Origin of the sequence: Sulfitobacter sp. (assembly GCF_036961165.1) — a bacterium.
Taxonomy (GTDB): Bacteria; Pseudomonadota; Alphaproteobacteria; order Rhodobacterales; family Rhodobacteraceae; genus Sulfitobacter.
This window is the reverse complement of the sequence record NZ_JBALVJ010000001.1, coordinates 188249-212876: the sequence shown is the minus strand read 5'-3', so window position 1 is coordinate 212876 and position 24628 is coordinate 188249. Positions and strand designations below refer to the sequence as shown.

Here is a 24628-nt window from a genome sequence, read left to right as displayed (position 1 = left end):
AGTATAAATCTGTCTTTAAGGGTGTCAGAGGTAAGAACAAAAAAGGATGCGTCGGCACGGGCTGGCGCATCTCCGGGTGCGCGCGTGTATCCGTAGCCAACCTAGAAGGGGAAACGCATGGCCGAAAGTACCAAATCCGCAACCTTGACCATTGGAGATAAGACCATCGAACTGCCGATGTTCTCTCCCACCTCCGGCCCTGATGTGATCGACATCCGCAAGCTTTACAGCCAAGCGGGCGTGTTCACTTATGATCCCGGCTTTACTTCTACAGCGTCTTGCGACAGCACGATCACCTTTATCGACGGCGACGAAGGTATCTTGACGCACCGCGGCTATCCCATCGGGGAACTGGCCGAAAAATCCCATTATCTCGAAGTCTGCTACCTTTTGCTTTACGGTGAGCTGCCCTCCCCCAAAGAGCTTGAAGATTTCGAGGACCGTGTGACCAATCACACGATGATCCACGAACAGATGATCAACTTCTTCCGTGGCTTCCGCCGCGATGCACACCCGATGGCCGTGATGGTTGGTGTTGTGGGCGCGATGTCCGCATTCTACCACGACTCAACAGACATCAACGACGAATGGCAGCGCGAAGTTGCGTCCATCCGTCTGATCGCAAAGATGCCGACAATCGCAGCGATGGCGTTCAAATATACAATCGGCCAACCGTTCGTATATCCGCGCAACGATCTGGACTATGCGTCCAACTTCCTGCGCATGTGCTTTGCCGTTCCCGCAGAAGACTACGTGGTTGATCCTATCCTGAGCCGCGCGATGGACCGTATCTTTACGCTGCACGCAGATCACGAACAGAACGCGTCGACCTCTACAGTGCGTCTTGCCTCGTCTTCGGGCGCGAACCCCTTTGCGTGTATCGCAGCCGGTATTGCCTGCCTTTGGGGCCCTGCCCACGGTGGTGCGAACCAAGCCTGCCTTGAGATGCTCAAAGAGATCGGCACACCGGACCGCATCCCAGAGTTCATCGCACGCGCAAAGGACAAGAATGACCCGTTCCGCCTGATGGGCTTTGGTCACCGCGTCTACAAAAACTTCGATCCCCGCGCGACTGTGATGAAGCAGTCTGCGGATGAAGTGCTTGAACTGATGGGTGTCGAAAACAACCCGATCCTTCAAGTCGCCAAGGAACTGGAAAAGCAGGCTCTAGAAGATCCGTATTTCGCAGACAAGAAGTTGTTCCCGAACGTCGACTTCTACTCTGGCATCATCCTTGAAGCGATGGGCTTCCCCACGTCGATGTTCACGCCGATCTTTGCGCTTGCGCGTACCGTTGGCTGGATTTCGCAGTGGAAGGAACAGCTCAACGATCCACAGCTGAAAATTGGCCGTCCACGCCAACTTTATCAAGGTGAAGATGTCCGCGCCTACGTGGATATCGAAAAGCGCTAAACCGCACCTGTAAGACAATCGCCCCCGGAAGCAGATAGCCTCCGGGGGCTTTTTTATGTGTGGCGTAATTTTGGCCGAAATATGGCACGCTGTCTTGAGGCAATATCTGGCCTCGACCACCGCCTTCTCTTTATTTCCTCCTGCCACTTCCTCGCTCGACCTACCCAAAACCCCAGTATTTTTGCTTAATCTCTGCTCCGAATCGGAGCCGGTTCGGGCTGCCCTTTGGTTTCCAAGCCATCAAAACTTCGATTAGCTTCGGCAGATTACAGCCGACCAAGACACCGGAACCGGAGCAAAAAATCGGAAAAGGCGGCGAAATTAAGGCATTGTTTCGGGGCTGTATACAATAGTTAACAGAACCTTGACCGGTGGCTGGAACACTGCGTAGTCATAGTCAAACAACCTCGCACAAGGGATTTATTGCTATGTTGATGTTACTAGGACTTGCGCTGCCGATGGCTATCTTGGGTTTTGCAGTTAATGACTCGGATAATGATGATGAGGATACTGTTGAGCTGACTGGCACCGAAGAAGCCGACCGTTTTGAAGGGGAAGAAGGAAACGATTTCCTTGACGGCATGGCCGGCGATGACGTGATGAACGGGCGTGCTGGTAACGACACTATCTTTGGCCGCGACGGTGACGACGTGCTTCAAGGCGAAGACGGCGACGACATGCTTTGCTCCGGCGATGGTGAGGACATTATCACTGGCAACCGCGGCCAGGACCTGATCGAGGGTCAAGGCGGTGATGACTGGGTATCAGGCGACTATGGCTGGGATACAGTGCGCGGTGACGAAGGCAACGACACAGTGCTTGGTGGTCGCGGTACAGATGACGTGCGTGGCGGCGAAGGTGACGACATAGTCTTCGGTGGTATCATTGACGGCATTCCGCTTGATCTCGAAGAGATGGTTGACCTGCGCGGTGGCGACTCGCTCAGCGATTTGAACGGTGGCATCGACCTGCGCGATGACAGCATGGGCAATGTGCTGGGCGGCGGCGAAGGTGACGACCAACTTATCGTAGGCTCTTTGGACATTGCCAACGGCAACGAAGGAAACGACACTTTCCACATCATGTCCGAGCAGTCTGACCCAGATGCGGGTGCGACCATCCGGGGCTTCAACAGCGCCGAAGATGCGATCACCATAATCGTTGATGACACATCAGCAGACTACGATGTGACGGTCACAGACGAAGGCGATGACGTCATCATCCGTATGGGCGACAATGTGCTTGCCACTATTCCGAACCGCGCCGGTGAAGTATCGATCGAAGACATCACCTTGATTGCGGAAAATACTGTGGAAGCGTTGTTCGATCCAAATGCTGCGGCAGCCTAATCCTTTAAGCTGCAGGGAGGCCGGATGCACCCGGCCTCCTGACTAAATAAAGCGCCAGCTTCATAGGAGCACCCCCCATGGCACATTCCCAACTGGATACAACCACCCACTACGAATGGGCCAAGGCTAAGAGCCTGCTGCCCAGCAAAGCACACTGCGAGAGAGGCCTCAAAGGCGCGCTGATACCCGACGCCCGAGGCGAGACAGATCACATCGCTGTGGTCTATGACGAGGGCGAAGCACCTCCTGAGATTACGATCAACAAAGTCTCTGTGTCGGTTCATACGGTCTTGGCAAACGGCGTGGCAGTGGCCGTCATCGCCAGCGCCAATGGCAAAGCGCCTAACGTCTCTGATGTCTTGCTCGTAGAGCGCTGGGTCCTTAGCTGACACCCCTTATTGCTAGCAAAAACAAAAGGCCGCTGCTCATTCCGAGCAGCGGCCTTTTGCGTTATGAACGCCTAACGTGCGAGGCGATCAGCGCCCTTCAAACGCTGCGGCGCGCTTTTCGGTGAAGGCAAGTACGCCTTCTTTGAAGTCCCGCGTCTTACCGCATTTACCCTGCTCTTTCGCTTCGAGCGTCAGCTGCTCTTCCAGCGTGTTGTTCCAGCTGTCGCGGATCACCTCTTTGACCGCTGCATAAGCTGCTGTCGGACCTGCCGCCAGCTGGGCGGCCTTGGCGCGCCAATGGGCCTGAAACAAGTGATCCTCCACCGCTTCCCAGATCATGCCCCATTCATCCGCCTGACGCGCCGAGATCTTGTCAGCAAAGAGTGCCGCGCCCATAGCCTTGGCCATCCCCATTTGACGGGGCAAAGTATAAGTGCCGCCAGCATCGGGTATCAGGCCAATGCGGGTGAAAGCCTGCAAAAAATAGGCGCTCTCGGTGGCAAAAACCACATCGGTCGCCAACGCCAGATTGGCCCCGGCCCCTGCAGCCGCACCGTTGACAGCTGCAATGGTTGGCACAGGGCAGTTAATGATCGCGCGCAGCATGGGTGCATATTCGTCGCGCAGCGTCCGCTCCAGATCGATCGACGCACCAGTGGCGCGATCGCCCAGATCCTGACCCGAGCAGAACGCCTTGCCAGCGCCGGTGATCACAATCACACGGGCATCCCTGCCGCCACGGGTAAATGCATGCTCGATCTCGGCGCGCATCTGCGTGGTCAGCGCATTGTACTTGTCCGCACGGTTCATCGTTATGACGGCCATGCCATCGTTCAGCTCATAAGTGATTGTCTGGTAGTCCATGGCACCCTCATATCTATCTATGTCACGCGTAGTGATAGCATAGGCTTCTAAGACTGCCATACCGACGGGACGTTACTTATTCAGGATATCACGGAGTCTTTGCGCCTCAACATCGCTGAGCTCTTCGTCTTGTGGCGCTTTTGCACGGCTGCGGCCGCGCACATAGAGCATGCCAACCCCACCTGCGAGCAGCAGCATCATCGGCCCTGCGCCCCACAAAATCCAGTTAGCACCACCCCGTGTCGGGTTCAGCAGAACATATTCACCGTAGCGCGCGACAATAAATTCCACGGCCTCTGTGTCACTGTCCCCCTGGACCAACCGCTCGCGCAGCAGCAAGCGCAGGTCTTTGGCAAGCGATGCGTTGCTTTCATCGATACTCTCGTTGCGGCAGACCAGACAGCGCAGACCCTTGGACAGCTCACGCGCGCGTTGCTCGAGCACCGGATCAGAGAGGACCTCATCAGGCTCAACCGCGGCCAACGGGCTGGCGAGCAACATCAGCATCAGGACAAGACGCTTCATTCCGCTGGTACCTGCGAATCCGCCCGATTACGCGCGCCAACGGCCACACGGAAGCGCCGGTCAAGCAAGCTAAAGATGCCACCAAGCGCCATCAGTCCGCAGCCGATCCAGATCCATGTGGTCATCGCTTTCACATAGGTACGCACCGCCCAGCCGCCGCCCACCTGCTCATCCCCGATAACAAGGTAGAGATCACGTTTGGCGTTCTGGTGGATCGCCGCTTCGGTCGTCGGCATCTGGGCCACTGGATAGAACCGCTTTTCCGGCGCCAGTGTCGCGATGAACTTGCCGTCCTGCACAACGTCAATCACCGCCGTTGTGGAGACATAGTTTGGCCCGTTGTCTTTGGTCACGCTGCGCAGGGTCATCTCATAGCCATAAACTTCGAACGGCACATCAATCTGCGCCACACGGATGTCCTCGACTGTCCAGGCATAGATGCCCGCAATCCCCATAATCGTGATGCCAAGCCCCGCATGCGCCGTCGCTTTGCCCCAATCTGCACCGGGCAGACGGAACAAGCGGCGCAGACGGTTCGGCCCGCGCCCTGTGCGCTGCAACAGATCAACTGCAACGCCCATCAGCACCCAAGCGCCAAGGAACATGCCCACAGGCCCAATCAAGCTCCGACCCGTTTGCATGGCCCAAGCCAGCCCACCAATCGCCAAAGCCACTACGAACACATAGCGCAAAGGATAAAGCGCACGTTTCAGGCTCGCGCGTTTCCATGCCATAGAAGAACCAACAGGCAACGCCAGCCCCAGCAACACCATAAACGGTGTGAACGCCGCATCGAAAAATGGCGGGCCAACGCTTAGCTTGCGGTCAAAGAACATCTCGGCCAGCAGCGGCCACATGGTGCCGACAAAAACGACAAAGCATGCGACAGCCAAAAGCAAGTTGTTCACTACTAATGCACTCTCCCGCGAAACAAGGCCAAAGACGCCTTTCGCTTCCATCGCACCTGCGCGCAGGGAATACAGAATCAATGCCCCGCCCATGAAGAATGCCATGATACCCAGAATAAATATCCCGCGATCCGGGTCGTTGGCGAACGCATGAACTGATGTCAGCAAGCCTGAGCGGACGATAAACGTCCCGATCAGCGAAAAGCCGAAGGCAAGTATCGCCAGAAGTATCGTCCAGCTTTTCAAAGCTTCACGCTTCTCCACCACAATGGCCGAGTGCAGCAGTGCTGCCGCCAACAACCACGGCATGAAGCTTGCGTTTTCCACCGGATCCCAGAACCAGAAACCGCCCCAACCAAGCTCATAATAGGCCCACCAAGAGCCCAGAGCGATGCCGATTGTCAGGAATATCCAAGCGGCAAGCGTCCACGGCCGGACCCAACGCCCCCATGCCGCATCTACACGCCCCTCAATCAGCGCGGCCACAGCAAAGCTGAACGCCATGCTCAGCCCCACATAGCCGAGGTAAAGAAACGGCGGGTGGAACGCCAAACCCGGATCCTGCAGCAGGGGATTGAGATCTTGGCCGTCAAACGGCGGCACTGCCAAGCGGTCAAACGGGTTTGATGTCAGCAGAATGAACGCTATGAACGCCACCCCGATTGAGGCCTGAACACTCAACACGCGGGCGCGCAAACTGGCCGGAAGCTGCCCGCCGAACCACGCAGCCATTGCACCGAACAGCGCCACAATCAGTACCCACAGCAGCATAGAGCCTTCGTGGTTGCCCCATGTCCCACTGAATTTATAAAGCATCGGCTTCATCGAATGGCTGTTGGCCACAACCACAGCAAGGCTGAAGTCAGACGTGATAAAGGCCCACATCAGCGCTCCGAATGACGCCGCGATCAAAAGGAACTGTATCCCAGCCGCGGGTTCAGCCACGGCCATCCAGCCGGGCCAGCCTTTGGCTGCCCCGATCATGGGCACTATCATTTGAACGAGTGCGACGCCAAAGGCGAGTAGCAGGGCGAAATGTCCGAGTTCTGTAATCATACGGGCAATATACGCCCTCCGCGCAGTCGTTCCAATCACAATCGGAGGGTCATAGAGCCGCAGGCGCTTACCGCGCAGACCACCATGCCTGCAACGCCGGATTCTCATCGCTGCGCAGCGCTTGCGCAGCAAGGCGCGCGTCGGATTCGACGCCTGCTACCCCGACAGCATCAGCGCGCAGTTTTCCGATCATCTCGATATTCTCGACCACCTGAGGGACATGCTTGATCGTATTGACGATGCTGGTCTGGAATTCCTGCGTTTTGACCTGATTACGTGCACCGAAATAGAAAGAGACGATGACCCCCAACAGCCACCATAGCGGCTCCGGCACCAGCGCGATGCCCTGCATACGCTGCGCAAACCAGAGGGGCGCCACCATGGCGGACACGAACAACCCCAAAGTCCCTAAAGCCAGCGCAGGACGTGGAAGCCGGTTTACCCCATCCATAAAGCGGTCAAACCCACCTTTCGCAGGCGCACGAAATTCCTGCCTGTATTGATCCATCGCTTGCCCCTGAACAACAGCAACGCGCGCCGCTGCGGTCTCAGCGTTTTCACGAAACACCTCGACAGTATCACGCAAAACATTGCGATTATTCCCGAAGACGACGCCGAAGAGACGCTCGATCATACCCATGGTGCTGTCCTCGCTTTGAATTGTGCCGTCGTCATGTGATAGCTTGGTGCAATGAACTCCTCTGCCCGCTTGATCCAGCCCCCTTTGCCGCCTGCCCGCGTGCGGGCATACTTACGGCTGGCTGTGCGTCTGTCTGCGATGCGGAAGTAATAGTTACGTGGCGCAATGCCGTAAGCATTCACCATCTCCTCGGGTCCGGCCTCAAATGCTGCACGCACCGCAGATAGGCTTTGCGGCCCCAATGCCCCGTCCACTGCGATTTCAAAGCTCATATCGACCAGAAGCTGCTGCAGAATTTTCACCGCATTGCTGCCCGCGTTCACATACATATCAAACACCGTGGCCTGTAGCGGTTGCGGCAACTCCGCGATCAGGGGGCGGTTGAAGTAATGCTCAAGGAATATCTGCACTGCTTGTGCGCGGGTAAGCGCGCGCACATCGGCGGAGGTGATGCTACCATCCCGATCCAGATCCAGCCCCAGACGTCGCATGGTGTGGATCGTCACACCAAAATTGGTTGCCCCTCCCGGATCATCGAGATCGTTCACATACCCGCCTTCGCGGTCGACAATTTCTTGGGCAATCTGCCTGACAGTGCTCATGTCTTTCCCCTCACAATCTAAGGGAAATCAAGCCTGAAACAGGTTAACGCCGGCTAACCTGTGCGTGCGGTCTTAGCTGTCAGGCTCTTTGTAAACGCCTTGCGCCTTGAGCGCATCCACGACCTCTCTTGGCATGTAGGTCTCATCATGTCGTGCAAGTATTTCAGTGGCTTGGAAGACCCCGTTGATGTAGCGCCCCGTTCCAACCATACCCTCGTTTTCACCAAACAGATCGGGCAACACCCCAGCGTAGACCACTGGAACGCTCGCTCCGCCATCGGTTACTGAAAATCTGATCTGCTCCCCCTCACCGCGTTTGAGCGTGCCTTCCTCAACCAGCCCGCCAATGCGGAAGACTTCAGTCGGTGAAGGCGGCTCTGCCATCACCTGACTGGGCGCGCGGAAGAAGTTGATCCCGTCCCGCATGCCGTAGCCGATCAAGGCGGTCGAGCCAATCAGCGCGACAACTGCCACGGCAATCAGCTGGATACGGCGCTGTTTTTTCAGACTTTTCATGCGGGCCTCACAAGATCAGGGGAACAGAGGCGCCATCATAAGCCCCTCGGTCTCATTAATATCTAACATCAGATTGGCGTTTTGCAACGCTTGGCCTGACGACCCTTTGGTCAAGTTATCAAGGGCCGCGACCACAATCGCGCGGCCCTCGATGCGGTCACCGGTCACCCCGATATGGCAAAAGTTAGAGCCACGGATGTGCCGTGTCGACGGCGCCTCACCGAAGGGCAGAACATCAATGAACGGCTCGTCCACATAGGCAGCTTTCAACGCGCTGTGAATGGCGTGCGGATCACCTTTGACGTAAATTGTCGCAAGAATTCCACGGTTTGCAGGCATCAGGTGCGGTGTAAATTGCACTTTGACGGGACGCCCTGCAAGCGCGGAAAACTCCTGATCGAACTCTCCCAGATGGCGGTGCGTGCCGCCCAAAGCGTAGGCGTGATAGCCCTCGGACAGCTCTGCATGCAGCAAATTTTCCTTAAGCGCGCGGCCAGCACCGGACACAGCGCACTTGAGATCAAGGATGATGTCATCCAGGTCAATCAGGCCGGCTGTGATCAATGGCCGCAGGGCAAACTGCCCCGTGGCGGCGTTGCAGCCTGTGCCAGCGACCAAACGCGCCGCTTTAATCTCTTCTCGGTAGAACTCGGTCAGGCCATAGACAGCCTCCTCCTGCTGCTCCAACGCAGCATGCGGATTGCCATACCAACGCTGGTATTCTTCGGGATCGCGCAGCCGGAAATCGGCTGAAAGGTCAACGATCTTGAGGTCCTTCGGCAGCTGCGCAATCACCTCTTGCGAGGTTTTATGCGGCAGCGCACAAAAGCACAGATCAATCTGGGAGAAGTCGATTTCTTCCATCGTCACCAGATCGGGCAGATCAAGGTGGCGCAGGTGCGGGAACACCGATGCCATGCTTTTCCCCGCTTTGGAATTCCCTCCCAAAGCCTTTATTTTCATGAAAGAGTGACCAGCGATCAGCCGGATCAACTCAGCTCCAGTATAGCCAGAAGCCCCAAGAATCGCGATGTTATATGTCATGTCTGTCGTCCGTAAATGAGAGGATATCGTGCAATTGGCAGCTTCAGGCTGCAGTAAACGAAATCGGTCGTCGGAGGAACTGGGTAGCACGGTCGCTGACTCGTTTAGGATCGCCGGTGGTCAGGAACCCCGCCTGCCCGCTACCAAGCTTATCAGGATGCCGACCAAGGTAGTGGGCGAGGCTCTCGGCGACCAGATCAGCCTGACTGAACACCGACACATCCGCGCCCAGCGCATCCTGAAACGTGTCCTTCATCAGCGGATAATGGGTACAGCCGAGGATGGCCGCGTCAGGCTTTGGCATCTTGCGTTTGAGCGCGTCAACATGGCTGCGCACCAATGCTTCGGCAAGGATCATATCCCCGTCCTCGATAGCATCGACAACACCGCCACAGGCCTGTGCCTCGACATCAACCCCGATGGCACGAAACGCCAGCTCACGTTGGAAGGCACGGGTGGCAACGGTGGCAGGTGTCGCAAAAAGCGCCACATGATGAACCGCAACTTCGCGCGGCGGAGAGTTGTCGCCCCATTCCCGCTCAGTCAGCGCCTCAATGAGCGGCACAAACACGCCCAACACCCGCTTGTCCGACGGCACCCAGCCCTCTTGCATACGCCGCAAGGCAGCAGCCGAGGCCGTGTTGCAGGCGAGCACAACAAGATCGCAGCCCGCATCAAACAGGCGTTGGGTCGCGGCCACGGTCAAATCATAGATATCGTCGGCATTGCGCACGCCATAGGGCGCATGGGCGCTATCAGCGAGATAGATAAACTCTTGATCCGGCAGGCGCGCCTGCACGGCTTCCCAGATCGTTAACCCACCCAAACCGCTGTCAAAAATACCTACCGCCATGCGCCTTACCGGCTGCGATGCCGGTCCTCAAAATCATATCCCGCCGCGAAACATTCGGGCGGTTCTGGAGCAAGTTCATACGTGGCTTTACGCAGGAAATCCATCATCGCTTTTGCATCACCGGCCATGGGCTCCAAAATATCGCGGCCCAGTGGTTTTCCGATAACAACCCGCACAGGTGTGTCCACGCGTTTGTTGAATTCCTTGATAAGCAGCCCCATGCGCAGAGTAACATGCAGATGGCTGGCAATCTGGAACATCCGGCTGGTTTGGCCGTCGAAGTAGATCGGCAATATCGTGGCATCGGATTTCGCGATCATACGCGCCGTGAAGCTACGCCAGTTGGGGTCCATCGGCCGCGAGAACGGCTTTGCCGCCGTACTGACCGTGCCCCCGGGGAAGATACCAATCGCCCCGCCCTGCCCCAAATAATCGAGCGCTGTGCGCCGTGTCTTCAGGTTCAGCGCAAGCGCCTCTTTAGTTTGCTCAAAGCTGATCGGCAGCAGGTTACGCTGCAAATCCGGCGCGCGGGCAAAAACCGAATTGGCCATGATCTTGAAATCAGGACGCGTGCTCGACAGCAAGTGCCCCATCATCAGCCCGTCCAAAATGCCGTAGGGATGGTTGGCGATCATGATTAGCGGACGATCTTGCGGTATATTGGCAAGTGCTCCGCCCACAACATCAAGCGTCAGACCGTAACGCGCCACCATCACGTCAAAGAAGTTGCCCCCCCGCGCCAGATCATCCTCATAGCCACGCGCACGCTTGATGAGAGAAATCCGGCCGGTGGAGTTTTCCATTAGCCGGATCATGGCCTTGCCACCACGGGTCTCGGCGGACCAGGCATAGCTAAGATCACGGATCGTAAGCGGGGACTGGATCACTCCCATATCAGGCTCCTTCTCCCCCGCTTTATCCGTGCCATGTTACAGCGTTATGACGCTATTCTGCCGCCTTTGCCAGCGGCGCTCCACCCGCGCGGATCACGCTCAACAGCTCTTCGCGACGCTTGGCTGCTTTCGCCTCATTGGCCTGTTTTACCGGACCAAACCCACGGATCTGAAGCGGCAAAACGGCCAGCGCCACGATGGCTTCACGCGTGTCGGCGTCCAGCTTGGGCAGGACAGCGCGCATATCACCTTCATATTGCTTGATCAAAGAGCGTTCCATCTTACGCTCGGCGGTGTAGCCGAAGATATCCAGCGGCGTACCGCGCAGACGTTTCATCTTTGCCATCATGCGCAAGGGCCGCTCAAGCCATGGACCAAACTCCCGCTTCAACGGGCGCCCGTTCGGACCCACCTTGGAGAGAAGCGGCGGAGCAAGGTTGAAGGACATCTTGAAATCGCCCTCAAACTCGGCCTGCGCCTTTTCACGGCTGCTTAGCAGCAGGCGCGCGACCTCGTATTCGTCCTTATAGGACAGCAGTTTGTGATACCCTTCAGCCACCGCCTCACGCACAGCGATGTCAGTTACACCGTCAAGCATTTTAGCATAGCGTTTGGCTAGCCCCGCCCCCTGATAAGCCGCCAAGTGATCACGGCGGAACTCAATCTTTTCATCCAGCGTCTTGGGCAACGAGATCACATTAGGCGCCAGCACCGCAGCCGCTTCGGCCGGAAACAGAACTGCCCAGCGCCCGATCTCGAACGCCCTCAGGTTTCGCTCCACTGCAGCGCCGTTAAGACGGATCGCATCAAGAACAGCATCCAATGACAGCGGGATCAATCCGCGCTGCCAAGCACCACCAAAGATCATCATGTTAGAATAGATGCTGTCGCCTAGTGTCGTCTTAGCAAGGTCCGACGCATCAAACATCGACAGCTTGTCTTTGATCCGCGCCTCAAGCGCCAGTTCCAGCCGGTCATAAGGCATCTGGAATTCGGTATCGCGGGTGAACTCGCCCGTGATGATCTGATGGCTGTTCACCACGGCACCCGTGCGCCCTGTTGAGGTCAGGCCCAGCGTCTTATTGCCCGCAGAGACAACCAGATCGCCACCAATTAACGCGTCACACTCGCCTGTGGCTACACGGATTGCGCTGATGTCTTCTGGCCGCTCGGCAAGGCGGCAGTGGATGCTCACTGCACCACCCTTTTGCGCAAGCCCCGCCATCTCCATCATGCCGGCACCTTTGCCGTCAATCTGCGCGGCCTGTGCAAGCACGGCACCAATGGTTACAACGCCAGTACCGCCAACGCCGGTGATCACCACGTTATAGGTGCCGTCGATTTCTGGCAGTTTTGGCACAGGCAGATCAGGGATTTTCACCTCAGTGGTTGCTTCCTTGCGCACTTTGGCGCCTTCCAGCGTGACGAAAGACGGGCAGAACCCGTTCACGCAGGAGAAATCCTTGTTGCAGGAGGATTGGTCGATCGCGCGTTTGCGCCCCAGTTCGGTTTCGGCGGGCACGATCGAGACGCAGTTGGATTGCACACCACAATCGCCGCAGCCTTCGCAAACGTCCGTATTGATGAACATCCGCTTGTCCGGATCAGGGAACAGCCCCCGCTTGCGGCGGCGGCGTTTTTCGGCAGCACAGGTCTGGATGTAGACGATGGCGCTGACGCCCTCGACCTTCGCCAGCCGCTCTTGCACCGATTGCAACTCGGCACGTTCATGGGTGGGCGTGCCCTTGAACGCCGCAAAATCCACATCCTCTTTCTCGTCATAGACGACTTCGAGGGTCTTGATCCCCATGGCCTTCAGCTCAGCCACAATACGCGGCGCATTCAGATCGCCCTCGTTATGTTGCCCGCCTGTCATGGCTACCGCATCGTTAAAGAGAATTTTGTAGGTGATATTCGTACTCGCCGCGATGGCAGCACGGATCGCCTGAACACCGGAGTGGTTATAGGTGCCATCGCCTAGGTTCTGGAACACATGCGGCGTGTTTGAGAACGGCGCCTCACCGATCCAATTGGCACCTTCTGCCCCCATGTGGGTAAAGCCGTATGTCTCACGGTCCATCCATTGCACCATGAAGTGGCAGCCAATGCCCGCATAAGCACGGCTGCCTTCAGGCACTTTGGTGGAGGAGTTGTGCGGACAGCCTGAGCAGAAATAGGGCAACCGGCCGGCAAGCTCTTCGGTGTTGTCTGCGCGTCTTGCCTCGGCCAGATCAGACAGGCCAGCGCGAATGCCATCCGTGCCGCGCCCCTCATCACACAGGACATTCCCCAGCTTTTCAGCAATATCCACAGGATCAAGCGCCCAAGCAGCCGAGAAGAACTCCTTCCCCGCCTTGGTCCCACCAAAGACGCGCACATGATCGCGGGTATCAAACAGCGCTTCTTTGATCTGTACTTCGATAAGCTTGCGCTTTTCCTCAATCACGATGATCAGGTCCAGCCCGTCGGCCCATTCCTTAAAACCGCGCATGTTGAGCGGCCAAGTCTGGCCGACCTTATATGTCGTGATGCCCAGCCGCTCGGCCTCTGCGGCGTCAATGTTGAGCAGTGACATGGCATGCACCAGATCAAGATAATTCTTGCCCGCGGCAACGAAACCAATCTTGGCGCCCAGCTTACCCCAGACGCGCTTGTCGATGCCGTTTGCATAGGCAAAAGCCTCTGCTGCATAGCGTTTGTGATCAATTAGACGCCTTTCTTGATCGATCCGGTCATCCACCAGACGAATGTTCAAACCGCCCTCGGGCATCGGGAAGTCTGGCGTGACGAACTTCAGGCGGTGAGGGTCTCCGTCTACGACCGAAGTCACCTCGACCGTGTCCTTCATCGTCTTGAGGCCAACCCAGACCCCTGCGAACCGCGACAACGCCCAGCCGTACAGGCTGTAATCCAGTATCTCCTGCACACCAGCCGGTGACAGCACCGGCATATATGCGTCCACCATCGCAAAGTCGGATTGGTGCAACACGGTGGAGGATTCGCCCGTGTGATCATCGCCCATGGCCATCACAACGCCGCCATGCTTGGAGCTGCCCGCCATATTGGCGTGACGCATCACATCGCCAGATCTGTCCACGCCCGGCCCCTTGCCGTACCAAAGGCCAAAGACACCGTCGTACTTGCCCTCACCACGGACTTCGGCCTGCTGCGCACCCCAAAGGGCGGTCGCTGCCAAATCCTCGTTCAAGCCCGGTTGGAAGGTGACGTTATACTCAGTCAGCTGCTTTTCAGCGCGCGCCATCTGCATGTCCACCGCCCCCAGCGGCGAACCACGGTAGCCCGTCACCAGACCAGCGGCATTCAATCCAGCCGCGCGATCCCTCGCCGCCTGCATCATCATCGCCCGCACCAGTGCCTGTGTGCCATTCAGCAAGACAGGGCTTTTGCTCAGGTCCAAGCGATCATTGAGTGAAATTTTTTGCGTTGTCATGGTAACCCTCCCAAGAAACCGGCAGACCGACAGCCTGCACTAACATGCATAATCACCACACACGATAGGTCATATTTACTGACCTGTATAGCATGTAATGCAATTTCTATTTTTTCCCCTAAGGTTTGGACTGTGTCCGGCGGCTATCTTCCGGTATGAGAGCCAACAACCGAGAGGAATGAAGATGGATTGGGACAAGCTGAGAATTTTTCACGCGGTGGCTGACGCGGGCTCGCTGACCCATGCTGGTGACAAATTAAACCTGTCGCAATCAGCCGTCAGCCGCCAAGTTCGCGGTCTAGAAGAACAGCTTAACACAAATCTGTTCCACCGGCATGCCCGCGGCCTGATTCTCACCGAACAGGGAGAGCTGCTGTTCGACGCTACGCGCGCCATGTCAAAGCGCCTTGATGCTGCATCAGCTCGTATCCGCGACAGCGAAGAAGAGGTGTTCGGCGAACTTCGCGTAACCACCACGACTGGCTTTGGCACTCTGTGGCTCGCACCGCGTCTATCCAAACTCTATGACAAATATCCCGACCTCAAAGTTGACCTCATGCTAGAAGAGCGTGTGCTGGATCTACCCATGCGCGAGGCAGATGTTGCCATCCGCCTCAAGGAACCCTCACAGGCGGATCTTGTACGCAAAAGACTGATGACCGTGCGCATGTGCCTGTACGCCAGCCCCGCCTACCTTAAGGCCAACGGCACACCCGAGCGGATCGAAGACATCGCCGATTATCGGTTGATCTGCCAAAGTATAGCTAGCGATCAGGTGGGGGCCGGCCTCAACCTCATTCAGCAACTCATGATGTATGATGTGAAGTCTTTGCTGACGGTAAATAACTATTTTGGCGTGCTTCAGGGGGTGCTGAACAATCTGGGTATTGGGGTTCTGCCTGACTACCTTACACAGGACTTCCCCGATCTGGTGCGCGTCCTTCCCGAGGTGGAGTCAGCCGAAGTTCCCGTCTTCCTCGCCTACCCCGAAGAGCTACGCCAATCAAAACGCGTCGCCGCCTTTAAGGATTTTGTTCAGGATGAGATTATCTCTTATCGCAGACAGCTAAGAGAGAGCTAATCACTAGCGGACCCAAGCTATGCATTCAGCGCATAACGGGCATGTCTTAACTGTTTAGAATTTGCCTTGAATGTGGGCAACCTGCATCTTAATTGACCCGTACAAGGATGGAGCCGCAACGCGCGACTCGCCTTATACCTCCCTGTTGGACTTGGCCGGGCCTCTGTGCCCGGTCTTTTTTTTGCCCGCTGCGTTGTCCAACTTGGACCCTACGGAAAGATTCCCCTACTTGTGAATGCCAACAGCGGCTGAATCGCCCTTCCCCCCTGCACGCTCCTGCCATAAGAGAGAGGCCAAGTTTTATCGCCTTCGGGGAGCGCCACCATGTCAGAGCCAGCCATCACCCAGGATATCATCTCGGCCCACGGGCTAAGCGAGAGCGAGTATCAGACAATTCTGGATCTGATCGGACGCACGCCCAGCTTTACAGAGCTTGGGATTTTCTCGGCCATGTGGAACGAGCATTGTTCTTATAAATCCTCCAAGAAATGGCTCCGCACCCTGCCGACGACCGGCCCGCAGGTTATCTGCGGCCCTGGCGAAAACGCAGGCGTGGTAGATATCGGTGACGGTCAGGCTGTCGTCTTCAAGATGGAAAGCCACAACCACCCTTCCTACATTGAGCCCTACCAAGGTGCCGCCACAGGCGTAGGTGGCATTCTGCGCGATGTCTTTACAATGGGCGCCCGCCCCATCGCCGCTATGAACAGCCTTAGCTTTGGTGAACCTGCCCATCACAAAACCACGCAACTGGTGCACGGCGTCGTCGCTGGTGTTGGCGGCTATGGCAACTGCTTTGGCGTGCCCTGCGTGGGCGGCGAAGTCCGCTTTGACAAAGCCTATAACGGCAACTGCCTTGTGAACGCATTTGCTGCAGGCCTAGCGGACACAGACAAGATTTTCTATTCAGCCGCCTCCGGTGTCGGCATGCCGGTTGTGTATCTGGGTGCCAAGACAGGCCGTGACGGCGTCGGCGGCGCGACAATGGCCTCTGCCGAATTCGACGACACAATTGAGGAAAAGCGCCCCACCGTGCAGGTTGGCGACCCTTTCACCGAAAAACGCCTGATGGAAGCCACGCTTGAGCTGATGGCAACCGGTGCCGTGATCTCAATTCAGGACATGGGCGCGGCAGGTCTGACCTGTTCCGCCGTGGAAATGGGCGACAAGGGCAACCTTGGCGTAATCCTTGATCTTGAAAAAGTGCCGACGCGCGAAGTGAACATGACAGCCTATGAGATGATGTTGTCAGAATCCCAAGAACGCATGCTGATGGTGCTGCGCCCCGAGCTGGAAGCCCAAGCCAAAGCTGTGTTCGACAAATGGGACCTTGATTTCGCCATCGTGGGTGAGACAATCGCCGAAGACCGGTTCCTAATCCGCCTTAACGGTGAGATCAAAGCCGATCTGCCGCTCAAGGCCCTTTCCGGCACCGCGCCCGAATATGACCGCCCATGGGTTGAGACGCCAAAGGCAGATGCGCTGACCAATGCTCCAACGGTTGATCCGATCGAAGGCCTGAAGGCCCTGATCGGCTCCCCCAACTATGCAAGCAAAGCATGGGTATATGAGCAATATGACACCATGGTCATGGCAGACAGCGCCCGCACGCCCGGTTGGGGTGCTGGCATCGTGCGCGTACATGGCACTGATAAATCGCTGGCTTTCACCTCTGACGTGACGCCGCGCTATGTTAAAGCCAACCCAGTTGAGGGCGGCAAACAGGCCGTGGCCGAAGCCTACCGGAACCTTACCGCTGTGGGCGCCACGCCACTTGCCACCACTGACAACCTCAACTTCGGCAACCCTGAAAAGCCGCAGATCATGGGCCAATTCGTGGGCGCCATCAAAGGCATCGGCGAAGCGGTCTCTGCCCTTGGCATGCCCATCGTTTCCGGCAATGTCTCTCTATACAACGAGACAGACGGCTCTGCGATCCTGCCAACGCCGACAATCGGGGCCGTTGGTCTGATCAAAGCATCCGCTGACACCATCGGTTTTGACGTCCAAACCGGCCACGTGGCGCTGCTACTGGGTGAGACGAAGGGTCATCTCGGCCAATCCGCCCTGCTCGCGGAAGCCTTTAATCGCAACGAAGGTGACGCACCGCCTGTCGATCTGGCGACCGAAGCCGCGCACGGCGATTTCATCCGCGCAAACCATGCCTCTATTGCGGCATGTACTGATCTGTCCGACGGGGGCCTTGCCCTTGCCGCGTTCGAGATGGCCAGCCACGCAGGCCTTGGCCTGACGATGGAGATCGCTGAAACAGGCGCGCTGTTTGGTGAGGATCAGGCGCGCTACCTTATCGCTGCCACGCCGGAAGCGGCCGACGCACTGATCGCCGCGGCTGAGAAGGCGGGCCTTCCACTGGCGCGCATCGGCGCATTTGGCGGCGACGCCCTCACATTCGGCGAAGCATCGGCCCCTCTGGCGGAACTAACCGAGATTTATGTAGGCGGCTTTGCAAAAGTCGTAGCCTAAGCAGCCCTAAAAGTATCAAGGGGGGCTGCGGCCCCCTTATTCGTTCCCGATCATCTGCATCAACCGCGTTTTCTCTCCCACGTCATCGGGCTTCGAGATTGCGGCAGCCAGTGCCTCAAGTGACGCAATTGAATGGCCAGCGCGAAAACTGTCCACATGCGGCAGCATCGCACGAATGCCCGCCGCCTTTGGCGCAAACCCGTCCCAACGCAATAACGGATTAAGCCAGATCACCCGACGCGCCGAAAGATGTAAACGCTGCATTTGCCGCGCCAGCGCAGCGGGGTCGTCACGGTCCAGCCCGTCGGTGATCAGCAGTACCACCGCGCCCTGCCCCAACACCCTCCGCGACCAATCGCGGTTGAACGCCTCAATGCTTTTACCGATCCGCGTCCCGCCTTCCCAATCCTGCGCCTGAGCGCCGGCCGCCTTCAGCGCCGCATCCACATCGCGGGTGCGCAGATGGCGGGTTATATTAGTCAGCTTCGTGCCAAAGGTAAAGGCGTGGACCTGCGCCCAGCCCGCGCCGCGTTCATTCGCCACCGCATGCAGAAAGTGCAGGATAATGCGGCTGTACTGACTCATTGAGCCTGAGATATCGCAGAGCACCACCAGATTAGGCCAGCGGACTTTGGGCTTTTTCAACGCAAGTCTGTCCATTTCTCCGCCGCGCCGCAATGCCGTGCGCAAAGAGCGCGCTGCGTCCACCCGCCCCTGACCAAAACTGGCAGCGCTTCTGCGCGAGGGCAGCGGCTTGATCGGCAGGCTCAGCCGCGCGAGCATCCGTTTCGCTTCGGCCACTTCTGCAAGGCTCATCAATTCGAAATCCAGCGTCTTGAGCCGTTCGGTGCCGGACATGGTCAGCGAGGCGTCCACTTCAATCAGCGCGTCCTCCTCGGGCGGCTTCTCTTGCTCGTCACGCGGTGGCGCCTCAGCCCCGTCCAGCAACGCTTCGGCAGCGCGCTTTTCCGCCGCTTGCGCGGGGCGCTCTTCCTGCACACCGCGAATGGCTGGCAACATGGCTGCCATCATATGCTCCAGATACCGCGGATCGCGCCAATAGAGACGAAAGAGCTGCGCATAGATACGCGCATGTTCAGGGCGGTTCACGAAACAGGCCTGAAGCGTATAGAAAAAGTCGCGCTTGTCTGTGAAGCCAGCCGCCTGCACAGCCTTAATGGCGTCAATAATGCGACCCGACCCGATGGGTAGCCCCGCCCGCCTTAACGCACGGGCGAAATGGGTGATGTTGCCCGCAAGCCTTGGATTGTCCGGCAGCTCAAGGGGGATGTGTTCAACCATCAGCGCGCCCTGTCATGATGAAGGACCGCATCATGCGTCAAGGCTGGCCTTTGCTTCATCCAGCAGCCGTTTCGCTTCAGAGCCTTGCAGCTTTGCGATGTCGTCTTGATACTTCAGCACTGCGCCCAGCGTATCCGCAATCACCTCAGGGCTGAGCGTCAGCACATCAAGGGCCAGCAGGCATTTCGCCCAATCAATGGTTTCCGCCACACCGGGCTTCTTGAACAGGTCTTCTGTTCGCAGGCGTTGAACGAAAGCCACCACTTCACGGCTTAGGGCGGTGGCCGCTTCAGGGGCACGGGCCTGCAATATCTCCATTTCCCGATCAAAATCGGGGTAGTCCACCCAGTGGTAAAGGCAGCGGCGCTTAAGCGCATCATGCACTTCGCGGGTCCGGTTCGAAGTCAGGATCACGATTGGCGGCTCGGGCGCTTTGATGGTGCCCATCTCGGGGATGGTGACCTGAAAATCGCTCAACGCTTCCAGTAGGAAGGCCTCAAACGGGGCGTCCGTGCGGTCAAGTTCGTCGATCAGCAATACCGGCGCGCCATTCTCATCCGGGCGCAGCGCCTGAAGCAAGGGCCGCTCGATTAGAAATTCTTCACTAAAAAGCTCGGCGTTGAGCGCTTTGCGGTCAGCGGTTCCAGAAGCTTCGGCGGTACGAATAGCCACCATTTGCGCGGCGAAGTTCCATTCATAAACCGCCGAAGACGCATCCAGCCCCTCATAGCATTGCAAACGGATCAAGCGCTTACCCATTGCCGCCGCAAGCGCCTTGGCGATCTCTGTCTTCCCAACGCCGGCTTCCCCCTCAAGGAACAAGGGACGGCCGAGTTTCAGACTGAGGAACACAACAGTCCCAAGCGCGCGGCTACAGACATAGCCTTGATCAGCCAGCATCGTTTGAACTGCATCTATGGATGAAATATCGGCCACCTGTCGCTCCCCGGCTGTGATCGCCTTACAAGGCCATTGCATTGCTCAAGGGTCAAGACACCTTTGGTAGATATGTCACGCCACACCCCTTGCCCCATAGCAAAGATTGACGTGATTCGCCCAAGATGGCATCCTGCGAGCGAGCAAAAATGAGGTTGCGGGCCATGTAGGCACCGCGATCCGGTAACGAGGCGTACATGTTGAACCCGAAATTAGGCGCGGCAGCACCGAAAGGAGCTGGCCATGGCGAATGACCTGAGCATCACAGCAGTGACCTGCGTCAAGAATGAAGGGCCTTTCCTGCTGGAATGGATTGCCTTTCATGAATGCATTGGCGTCACGGATTTCCTATTTTACTCCAATGATTGCGATGACGGCACAGATACCCTTCTGGATGCGCTGGCAGAGCTGGGACATGTCCAGCACCTGCCGAACCCCGCCGAGGGGCGCAATTACCAGATGGAAGCCCTTAAAGACGCCAAGAAGCAGGAGGTCGTGCAGGATGCCGATTGGGTCTGGGTCGCAGATGTAGACGAATTCCCCAACATCCATGTGGGTGATCACAGCTTTGCCGCGTTGATCGAAGCCTGCGGCGACCCGCAGAGCATCAGCCTCAACTTTCAATTCTTCGCTAACGACGATGTGGATGCTTTTGAGGACCGTCCGGTGATCGAACAATTCACCCGCAGCCACAATCCCGACATCTGGTGCGGCGAGGCCGCGATCGAGGTGAAGTCACTGGTCCGGCAGGATTTCCCGCTCCAGTACTTTGGCGCGCACCGCCCCTTCTTCCAGCCCAAGGTGAAGAAGAAAAAACGCCCCAGCTGGACGGACGGATCGGGCCGCACCGTGCCGCACCGTTTTTTGGTGGCAGCGAACCCGCGCCGCATCCGCCGCTTTCCAGCCGCAGGGGCGCGGACATTTGCCACGCTGAACCACTACGCCCTGCGCAGCCTCGACAGCTATCTGGTCAAGAACGACCGTGGCGATGTAAACCGCGAAAACCGTGCTTTCGATGACACCTACTGGCGGGAACGGAATGATCCAGCGTGGGAGGATACTTCGATCCACCGCTACCTGCCCGCCCTGCGCAAGCAGATCGACAAGCTTAAGGCGCAGGGCGATATCGCCCCGCTGCACGCGGCTTGCGTGACTGCCCACAAAGCGCGTCGCGATGCACTGCTGGAGCAGAAAGAATACCAAGACATGCAAAAACACCTACGTGCTGCGTCCAAACTGCCGCCGCAGGAAGAAGCCATGTTGCGTGACCTTGGCCTGCTAGAGGACACCCAGTGAGCAGTTTGAAAGTCGTCAATCTGGGCCTGCCAAAGACCGGCACAACCTCGTTGGCCCGGGCGCTGAAAATCGCAGGTTTCCGCGTGGCCGATCACCGCATCCGCCCCCGCCAGACCGAAACACCCGCGCTCAAGGACGCCTTCGTGGCCGATCTGCTGTACAAGGGATATTTCCAAAGCGGCAATCCGGCGGAGTTGTTCGAGGACTTCACGGCCCTAACCGAGCTGAGCTGCTTGCGAAAAGGTAAATCGCTTTGGCCGCAGATGGACTTTGCCCTGATTGATGCGATCCGCACGCATCATCCCGAAGTGCGCTTTCTTGCGTCGCGGCGTGACAGTTGGGACGTATCACAGTCTATGCTGGCGTGGTCAGATCTGGGCACAGACCGCCTACCCGCCTCCGACATTCCGGGCCTGCCCGAAGGTTACGGTGAAACAACCCGCGAGCGCATTCAGTGGATTGATGGTCACTACGCTCATTTATCCGCCATCTTCGCGGGTGATCCCGCCTATCTCGAATATAATGTGACTGATACAGGCGCGCATGAAGCCGTCGCCGACCACCTTAGCGTTGATCTGCCGTGGTGGGGACAAGCGAACGCCAATTCCGAACATAAGGCGAGCTGATGCGCATTTACCTCCATATCGGTCTCGAAGAAGCCAGTGCCGCGCGGGTCCAGTCCGTTCTGTCCGACAAGCGCGAGCATTTGCTGCGCAAGGGCGTTCTTTACGCCCGCAGCCCCGGCAATAAAAATCACGTCCGCCTATTCATGGCCGCCACCGATCCGGGCCATGTGGACCCGCTGCGGTTCAATCGTGGCTATATCACGCCCCAGAAACAGGCCACCCTACGCGAAGCGGTTGTGGATGATCTGGCCCGCGAGGTGGAACAGCACAAACCCGACGTTCTGATTGTCTCTTGCTCACAGCTTGGCAGAGGTCTGCGCTCGATCTCCGAGCTGGAACGCTTGCGGGCCATGTTGGCACCGCTCTCTGAGGATATTGAAGTGGTTGCGCACGTGGATTTGCCAACCCGTATGCTGGCGCGCACTTACGCGGCGCAGATCCTTGAAGGCCGCGGGCTAAGCTTGCAGGCGGAACTTGATCTGGCCGGTAGTGAAAACTGGTGGCAGGCGGCGCTAGACAGCGCCCCACAAATCGATCCAGCAGCCGGTGTCTTTGCTGAAACCCAAGCCCCCAACCATTGGCTTGACCTGCCTACGTTGGTCACCTTCTGGGAAGGTGCCTTCGGGACAGGCAAGGTGCATTTACACAGCTATGATGAGGACCGGTTCGCATCAGAGGATGTGATTGACGACATAACGCGCGCCTTCGGCATTGAAGGTAACATTGGCAAGACCGAATCTATTGCCTTGCCCGCGCCGACGCCTGAGGCAGCACTCAGCCGGGGTCACCAGCTCAATGCGCTTATCCTAAAAGTACTGGCAAGCCGCCAGCGGATTCTGCCGCGCCAGCTTTGGCGCAGTTTTGTTCAGGATGTTGCGGTGGATGGAGCGCCCCTTGATCTCGCCGCCCTACACCCGATCACCAGACACTTTGCGCCCGGCCTCAAGTCATTGCTCAAAGACCACGCTGGCCTGAGTGCCGACACCTTCAAGGCCCCGCGCGCCAAGGGCAGCTGGACCGAAGCTGATCCGCAATTCGGCTACCGCCCGTCACAATATCTGCTGGGTTTCATGTGGCGCATCGACAAGGCCACCCGCGAAGAACAGCAAAAGCGTGCCGCTGATCTGGCGCGATTGGCCAGCACTGTCGCGGGCACACCAGAGGCACCGCTTACCGATGCCGCCCCACGCAGCGAAGAAGACGCCCCCGACGCCCTAAGCGCAACAGCGCGCAAACTGATGCCCCCGCTGGCCGTCCAAAACTTTGAAGAGCTGCGCACGTCGCCATTCGCCCCGCATAACCGGATGGGATCAGTCAACGAGGAAGAGCTGGCCGCAGCCTACTCCCCCATCACGCCGCGCGTTCTACCCTATGGCAACTCCGGCAACGTCATCGTTGGTTGCATGAAGAACGAAGCCCCTTACATCGTGGAATGGGTCGCCTATCACCGCGCCATGGGCGTCGATAATTTCCTAATTTATACAAACGGTTGCGAGGACGGCACCTCTGAAATTCTTGACCGGCTGCAAGAGATGGGCGTACTCCAGCATCGCAACAACGATGGCTGGGAGGGCAACTCACCCCAACAATACGCGCTGAACTGCTCGCTCGAAGAACCTGTGATCAAGAATGCCGAATGGATCGTCCACATCGACGTGGACGAATTCATGAACGTGCGCTGCGGCAATGGCACCTTGCAGGACTTCATCGCCGCTGTGCCAGACGCTACCAATGTTGCCATGACCTGGCGCATGTTCGGTCACAACGGCATTACCAAGCTCAACGATGACTTTGTCATTGACCAATTCGACACCTGCGCACCAAAATACTGCCCCAAGCCGCACACTGTCTGGGGTTTCAAAACGATGTTCAAAAACATCGGCGCCTACGAGAAAATCTCGTGCCATCGTCCAAACAAACTGGATGAAGCCTTTGAGAACAAGGTGAAATGGGTCAACGGCTCGGGCAAGGATATGACGCGCGAAGTGGTCAAGAACGGCTGGCGATCCTCCAAAAAATCTATCGGGTATGACCTGCTGCAGCTTAACCACTACGCCCTGCGCTCAGCCGAAAGCTTCTTGATCAAGCGGCAGCGCGGTCGGGCCTTGCACGTGGACCGTTCTATCGGGATCAACTACTGGATCCGCATGGATTGGTCGGACTACCGCGACATCACGATCAAGCGTAACACCCCCCGCCTCAAGCAAGAGTATGACCGGCTGATGCAAGACGATATCCTGCGCGGTTGGCACGAAAAGGGTCTAGACTGGCACCGCGCCAAGGCCGTAGAGCTGCACCAGAACCCCGAATTTGCTGATCTCTACAAAGAAGCGCTTGCCGTAAAGTTAACCGAGACAGAGCGCGTGGCCTTCGCGCTTGCATTGGATATGGAGAGCTAGA

The 24628-nt window shown here is 57.6% G+C and carries 20 protein-coding genes; 8 read left to right on the top strand and 12 right to left on the bottom strand.

All coding sequences use genetic code 11. The features are described 5' to 3' along the window. Window positions 1-117: 117 nt before the first annotated feature. The 3 genes from gltA to V7730_RS01045 all read left to right on the top strand — a co-directional run bounded on the left by gltA (window position 118) and on the right by V7730_RS01045 (window position 3151). Window positions 118-1413, top strand: a complete 1296-nt coding sequence (gene gltA, locus V7730_RS01055; protein WP_335745715.1) for a citrate synthase — start codon at window positions 118-120, stop codon at window positions 1411-1413. A 428-nt stretch (window positions 1414-1841) separates the two neighbouring features. Then, window positions 1842-2762, top strand: coding sequence for a calcium-binding protein (locus V7730_RS01050; protein ID WP_335745714.1), 921 nt, complete (start codon window positions 1842-1844; stop codon window positions 2760-2762). 77 nt (window positions 2763-2839) lie between these two features. After that, entirely contained in the window at window positions 2840-3151 is a 312-nt protein-coding gene (locus V7730_RS01045; protein ID WP_335745713.1) for a hypothetical protein, read from the top strand. An 87-nt stretch (window positions 3152-3238) separates the two neighbouring features. Here V7730_RS01045 and V7730_RS01040 read toward each other — a convergent pair whose 3' ends face one another. The 10 genes from V7730_RS01040 to V7730_RS00995 all read right to left on the bottom strand — a co-directional run bounded on the left by V7730_RS01040 (window position 3239) and on the right by V7730_RS00995 (window position 14503). Beyond that, the gene (locus V7730_RS01040; RefSeq protein WP_335745712.1) at window positions 3239-4015 is read right to left on the bottom strand and encodes an enoyl-CoA hydratase-related protein; all 777 of its coding nucleotides are present in this window, start codon (window positions 4013-4015) and stop codon (window positions 3239-3241) included. 72 nt (window positions 4016-4087) lie between these two features. Continuing rightward, window positions 4088-4540, bottom strand: a complete 453-nt coding sequence (locus V7730_RS01035) for a cytochrome c-type biogenesis protein (protein ID WP_335745711.1) — start codon at window positions 4538-4540, stop codon at window positions 4088-4090. Continuing rightward, window positions 4537-6504, bottom strand: a complete 1968-nt coding sequence (locus tag V7730_RS01030) for a heme lyase CcmF/NrfE family subunit (protein ID WP_335745710.1) — start codon at window positions 6502-6504, stop codon at window positions 4537-4539. Before V7730_RS01030 ends, V7730_RS01035 begins: the two co-directional genes overlap by 4 nt. A gap of 67 nt (window positions 6505-6571) precedes the next feature. Beyond that, window positions 6572-7144 (bottom strand): holin family protein, encoded by a 573-nt coding sequence (locus V7730_RS01025; protein WP_335745709.1) that lies wholly within the window; start codon window positions 7142-7144, stop codon window positions 6572-6574. Then, window positions 7135-7746, bottom strand: coding sequence for a holin-associated N-acetylmuramidase (locus V7730_RS01020; RefSeq protein ID WP_335745708.1), 612 nt, complete (start codon window positions 7744-7746; stop codon window positions 7135-7137). The genes V7730_RS01025 and V7730_RS01020 overlap by 10 nt, the downstream gene beginning before the upstream one ends. Before the next feature lie 72 nt (window positions 7747-7818). Then, window positions 7819-8262, bottom strand: a complete 444-nt coding sequence (ccmE, locus tag V7730_RS01015) for a cytochrome c maturation protein CcmE (protein WP_335745707.1) — start codon at window positions 8260-8262, stop codon at window positions 7819-7821. Between the two features lie 15 nt (window positions 8263-8277). Beyond that, a complete protein-coding gene (argC, locus tag V7730_RS01010; RefSeq protein ID WP_335745706.1) occupies window positions 8278-9306 on the bottom strand; it encodes an N-acetyl-gamma-glutamyl-phosphate reductase in 1029 nt (342 codons plus the stop codon). Between the two features lie 43 nt (window positions 9307-9349). Next, window positions 9350-10159, bottom strand: coding sequence for a glutamate racemase (locus V7730_RS01005; RefSeq protein WP_335745705.1), 810 nt, complete (start codon window positions 10157-10159; stop codon window positions 9350-9352). A 5-nt stretch (window positions 10160-10164) separates the two neighbouring features. Next, window positions 10165-11052 carry a lysophospholipid acyltransferase family protein gene (locus V7730_RS01000; RefSeq protein WP_335745704.1) on the bottom strand — a complete coding sequence of 296 codons (888 nt, stop codon included), beginning with the start codon at window positions 11050-11052 and terminating at the stop codon, window positions 10165-10167. Between the two features lie 52 nt (window positions 11053-11104). After that, window positions 11105-14503 (bottom strand): indolepyruvate ferredoxin oxidoreductase family protein, encoded by a 3399-nt coding sequence (locus V7730_RS00995; protein WP_335745703.1) that lies wholly within the window; start codon window positions 14501-14503, stop codon window positions 11105-11107. A gap of 184 nt (window positions 14504-14687) precedes the next feature. Here V7730_RS00995 and V7730_RS00990 point away from each other — a divergent pair, with 184 nt between their 5' ends. Continuing rightward, window positions 14688-15584 (top strand): LysR family transcriptional regulator, encoded by an 897-nt coding sequence (locus V7730_RS00990; RefSeq protein WP_335745702.1) that lies wholly within the window; start codon window positions 14688-14690, stop codon window positions 15582-15584. Window positions 15585-15908: 324 nt separating this feature from the next. Beyond that, window positions 15909-18068: a phosphoribosylformylglycinamidine synthase subunit PurL gene (gene purL / locus V7730_RS00985; protein WP_335745701.1), complete on the top strand. Its 2160-nt coding sequence runs from the start codon at window positions 15909-15911 to the stop codon at window positions 18066-18068. A gap of 36 nt (window positions 18069-18104) precedes the next feature. Here the strand turns inward: purL and V7730_RS00980 are convergent, their stop codons facing one another. Both V7730_RS00980 and V7730_RS00975 read right to left on the bottom strand, forming a co-directional pair. After that, window positions 18105-19370, bottom strand: coding sequence for a vWA domain-containing protein (locus V7730_RS00980; protein ID WP_335745700.1), 1266 nt, complete (start codon window positions 19368-19370; stop codon window positions 18105-18107). Between the two features lie 30 nt (window positions 19371-19400). Next, window positions 19401-20270, bottom strand: coding sequence for an AAA family ATPase (locus V7730_RS00975; RefSeq protein WP_335745751.1), 870 nt, complete (start codon window positions 20268-20270; stop codon window positions 19401-19403). Between the two features lie 291 nt (window positions 20271-20561). Here V7730_RS00975 and V7730_RS00970 point away from each other — a divergent pair, with 291 nt between their 5' ends. From V7730_RS00970 to V7730_RS00960, 3 genes are read left to right on the top strand one after another with little or no spacing between them, the layout of a single operon-like run. Next, on the top strand, window positions 20562-21602 hold the full coding sequence (locus V7730_RS00970; protein WP_335745750.1) for a glycosyltransferase family 2 protein: 1041 nt from the start codon (window positions 20562-20564) through the stop codon (window positions 21600-21602). After that, window positions 21599-22228, top strand: a complete 630-nt coding sequence (locus V7730_RS00965) for a sulfotransferase (RefSeq protein ID WP_335745699.1) — start codon at window positions 21599-21601, stop codon at window positions 22226-22228. Before V7730_RS00970 ends, V7730_RS00965 begins: the two co-directional genes overlap by 4 nt. Then, window positions 22228-24627 (top strand): glycosyltransferase family 2 protein, encoded by a 2400-nt coding sequence (locus tag V7730_RS00960; RefSeq protein ID WP_335745698.1) that lies wholly within the window; start codon window positions 22228-22230, stop codon window positions 24625-24627. Before V7730_RS00965 ends, V7730_RS00960 begins: the two co-directional genes overlap by 1 nt. Window position 24628 lies beyond the last annotated feature (1 nt).

Coding starts and splice junctions, on each gene's coding strand:
- gltA (WP_335745715.1), top strand. CDS start 118: ATGGCCGAAAGTACCAAATCCGCAACCTTGACCATTGGAGATAAGACC.
- V7730_RS01050 (WP_335745714.1), top strand. CDS start 1,842: ATGTTGATGTTACTAGGACTTGCGCTGCCGATGGCTATCTTGGGTTTT.
- V7730_RS01045 (WP_335745713.1), top strand. CDS start 2,840: ATGGCACATTCCCAACTGGATACAACCACCCACTACGAATGGGCCAAG.
- V7730_RS01040 (WP_335745712.1), bottom strand. CDS start 4,015: ATGGACTACCAGACAATCACTTATGAGCTGAACGATGGCATGGCCGTC.
- V7730_RS01035 (WP_335745711.1), bottom strand. CDS start 4,540: ATGAAGCGTCTTGTCCTGATGCTGATGTTGCTCGCCAGCCCGTTGGCC.
- V7730_RS01030 (WP_335745710.1), bottom strand. CDS start 6,504: ATGATTACAGAACTCGGACATTTCGCCCTGCTACTCGCCTTTGGCGTC.
- V7730_RS01025 (WP_335745709.1), bottom strand. CDS start 7,144: ATGGGTATGATCGAGCGTCTCTTCGGCGTCGTCTTCGGGAATAATCGC.
- V7730_RS01020 (WP_335745708.1), bottom strand. CDS start 7,746: ATGAGCACTGTCAGGCAGATTGCCCAAGAAATTGTCGACCGCGAAGGC.
- ccmE (WP_335745707.1), bottom strand. CDS start 8,262: ATGAAAAGTCTGAAAAAACAGCGCCGTATCCAGCTGATTGCCGTGGCA.
- argC (WP_335745706.1), bottom strand. CDS start 9,306: ATGACATATAACATCGCGATTCTTGGGGCTTCTGGCTATACTGGAGCT.
- V7730_RS01005 (WP_335745705.1), bottom strand. CDS start 10,159: ATGGCGGTAGGTATTTTTGACAGCGGTTTGGGTGGGTTAACGATCTGG.
- V7730_RS01000 (WP_335745704.1), bottom strand. CDS start 11,052: ATGGGAGTGATCCAGTCCCCGCTTACGATCCGTGATCTTAGCTATGCC.
- V7730_RS00995 (WP_335745703.1), bottom strand. CDS start 14,503: ATGACAACGCAAAAAATTTCACTCAATGATCGCTTGGACCTGAGCAAA.
- V7730_RS00990 (WP_335745702.1), top strand. CDS start 14,688: ATGGATTGGGACAAGCTGAGAATTTTTCACGCGGTGGCTGACGCGGGC.
- purL (WP_335745701.1), top strand. CDS start 15,909: ATGTCAGAGCCAGCCATCACCCAGGATATCATCTCGGCCCACGGGCTA.
- V7730_RS00980 (WP_335745700.1), bottom strand. CDS start 19,370: ATGGTTGAACACATCCCCCTTGAGCTGCCGGACAATCCAAGGCTTGCG.
- V7730_RS00975 (WP_335745751.1), bottom strand. CDS start 20,270: ATGCTGGCTGATCAAGGCTATGTCTGTAGCCGCGCGCTTGGGACTGTT.
- V7730_RS00960 (WP_335745698.1), top strand. CDS start 22,228: ATGCGCATTTACCTCCATATCGGTCTCGAAGAAGCCAGTGCCGCGCGG.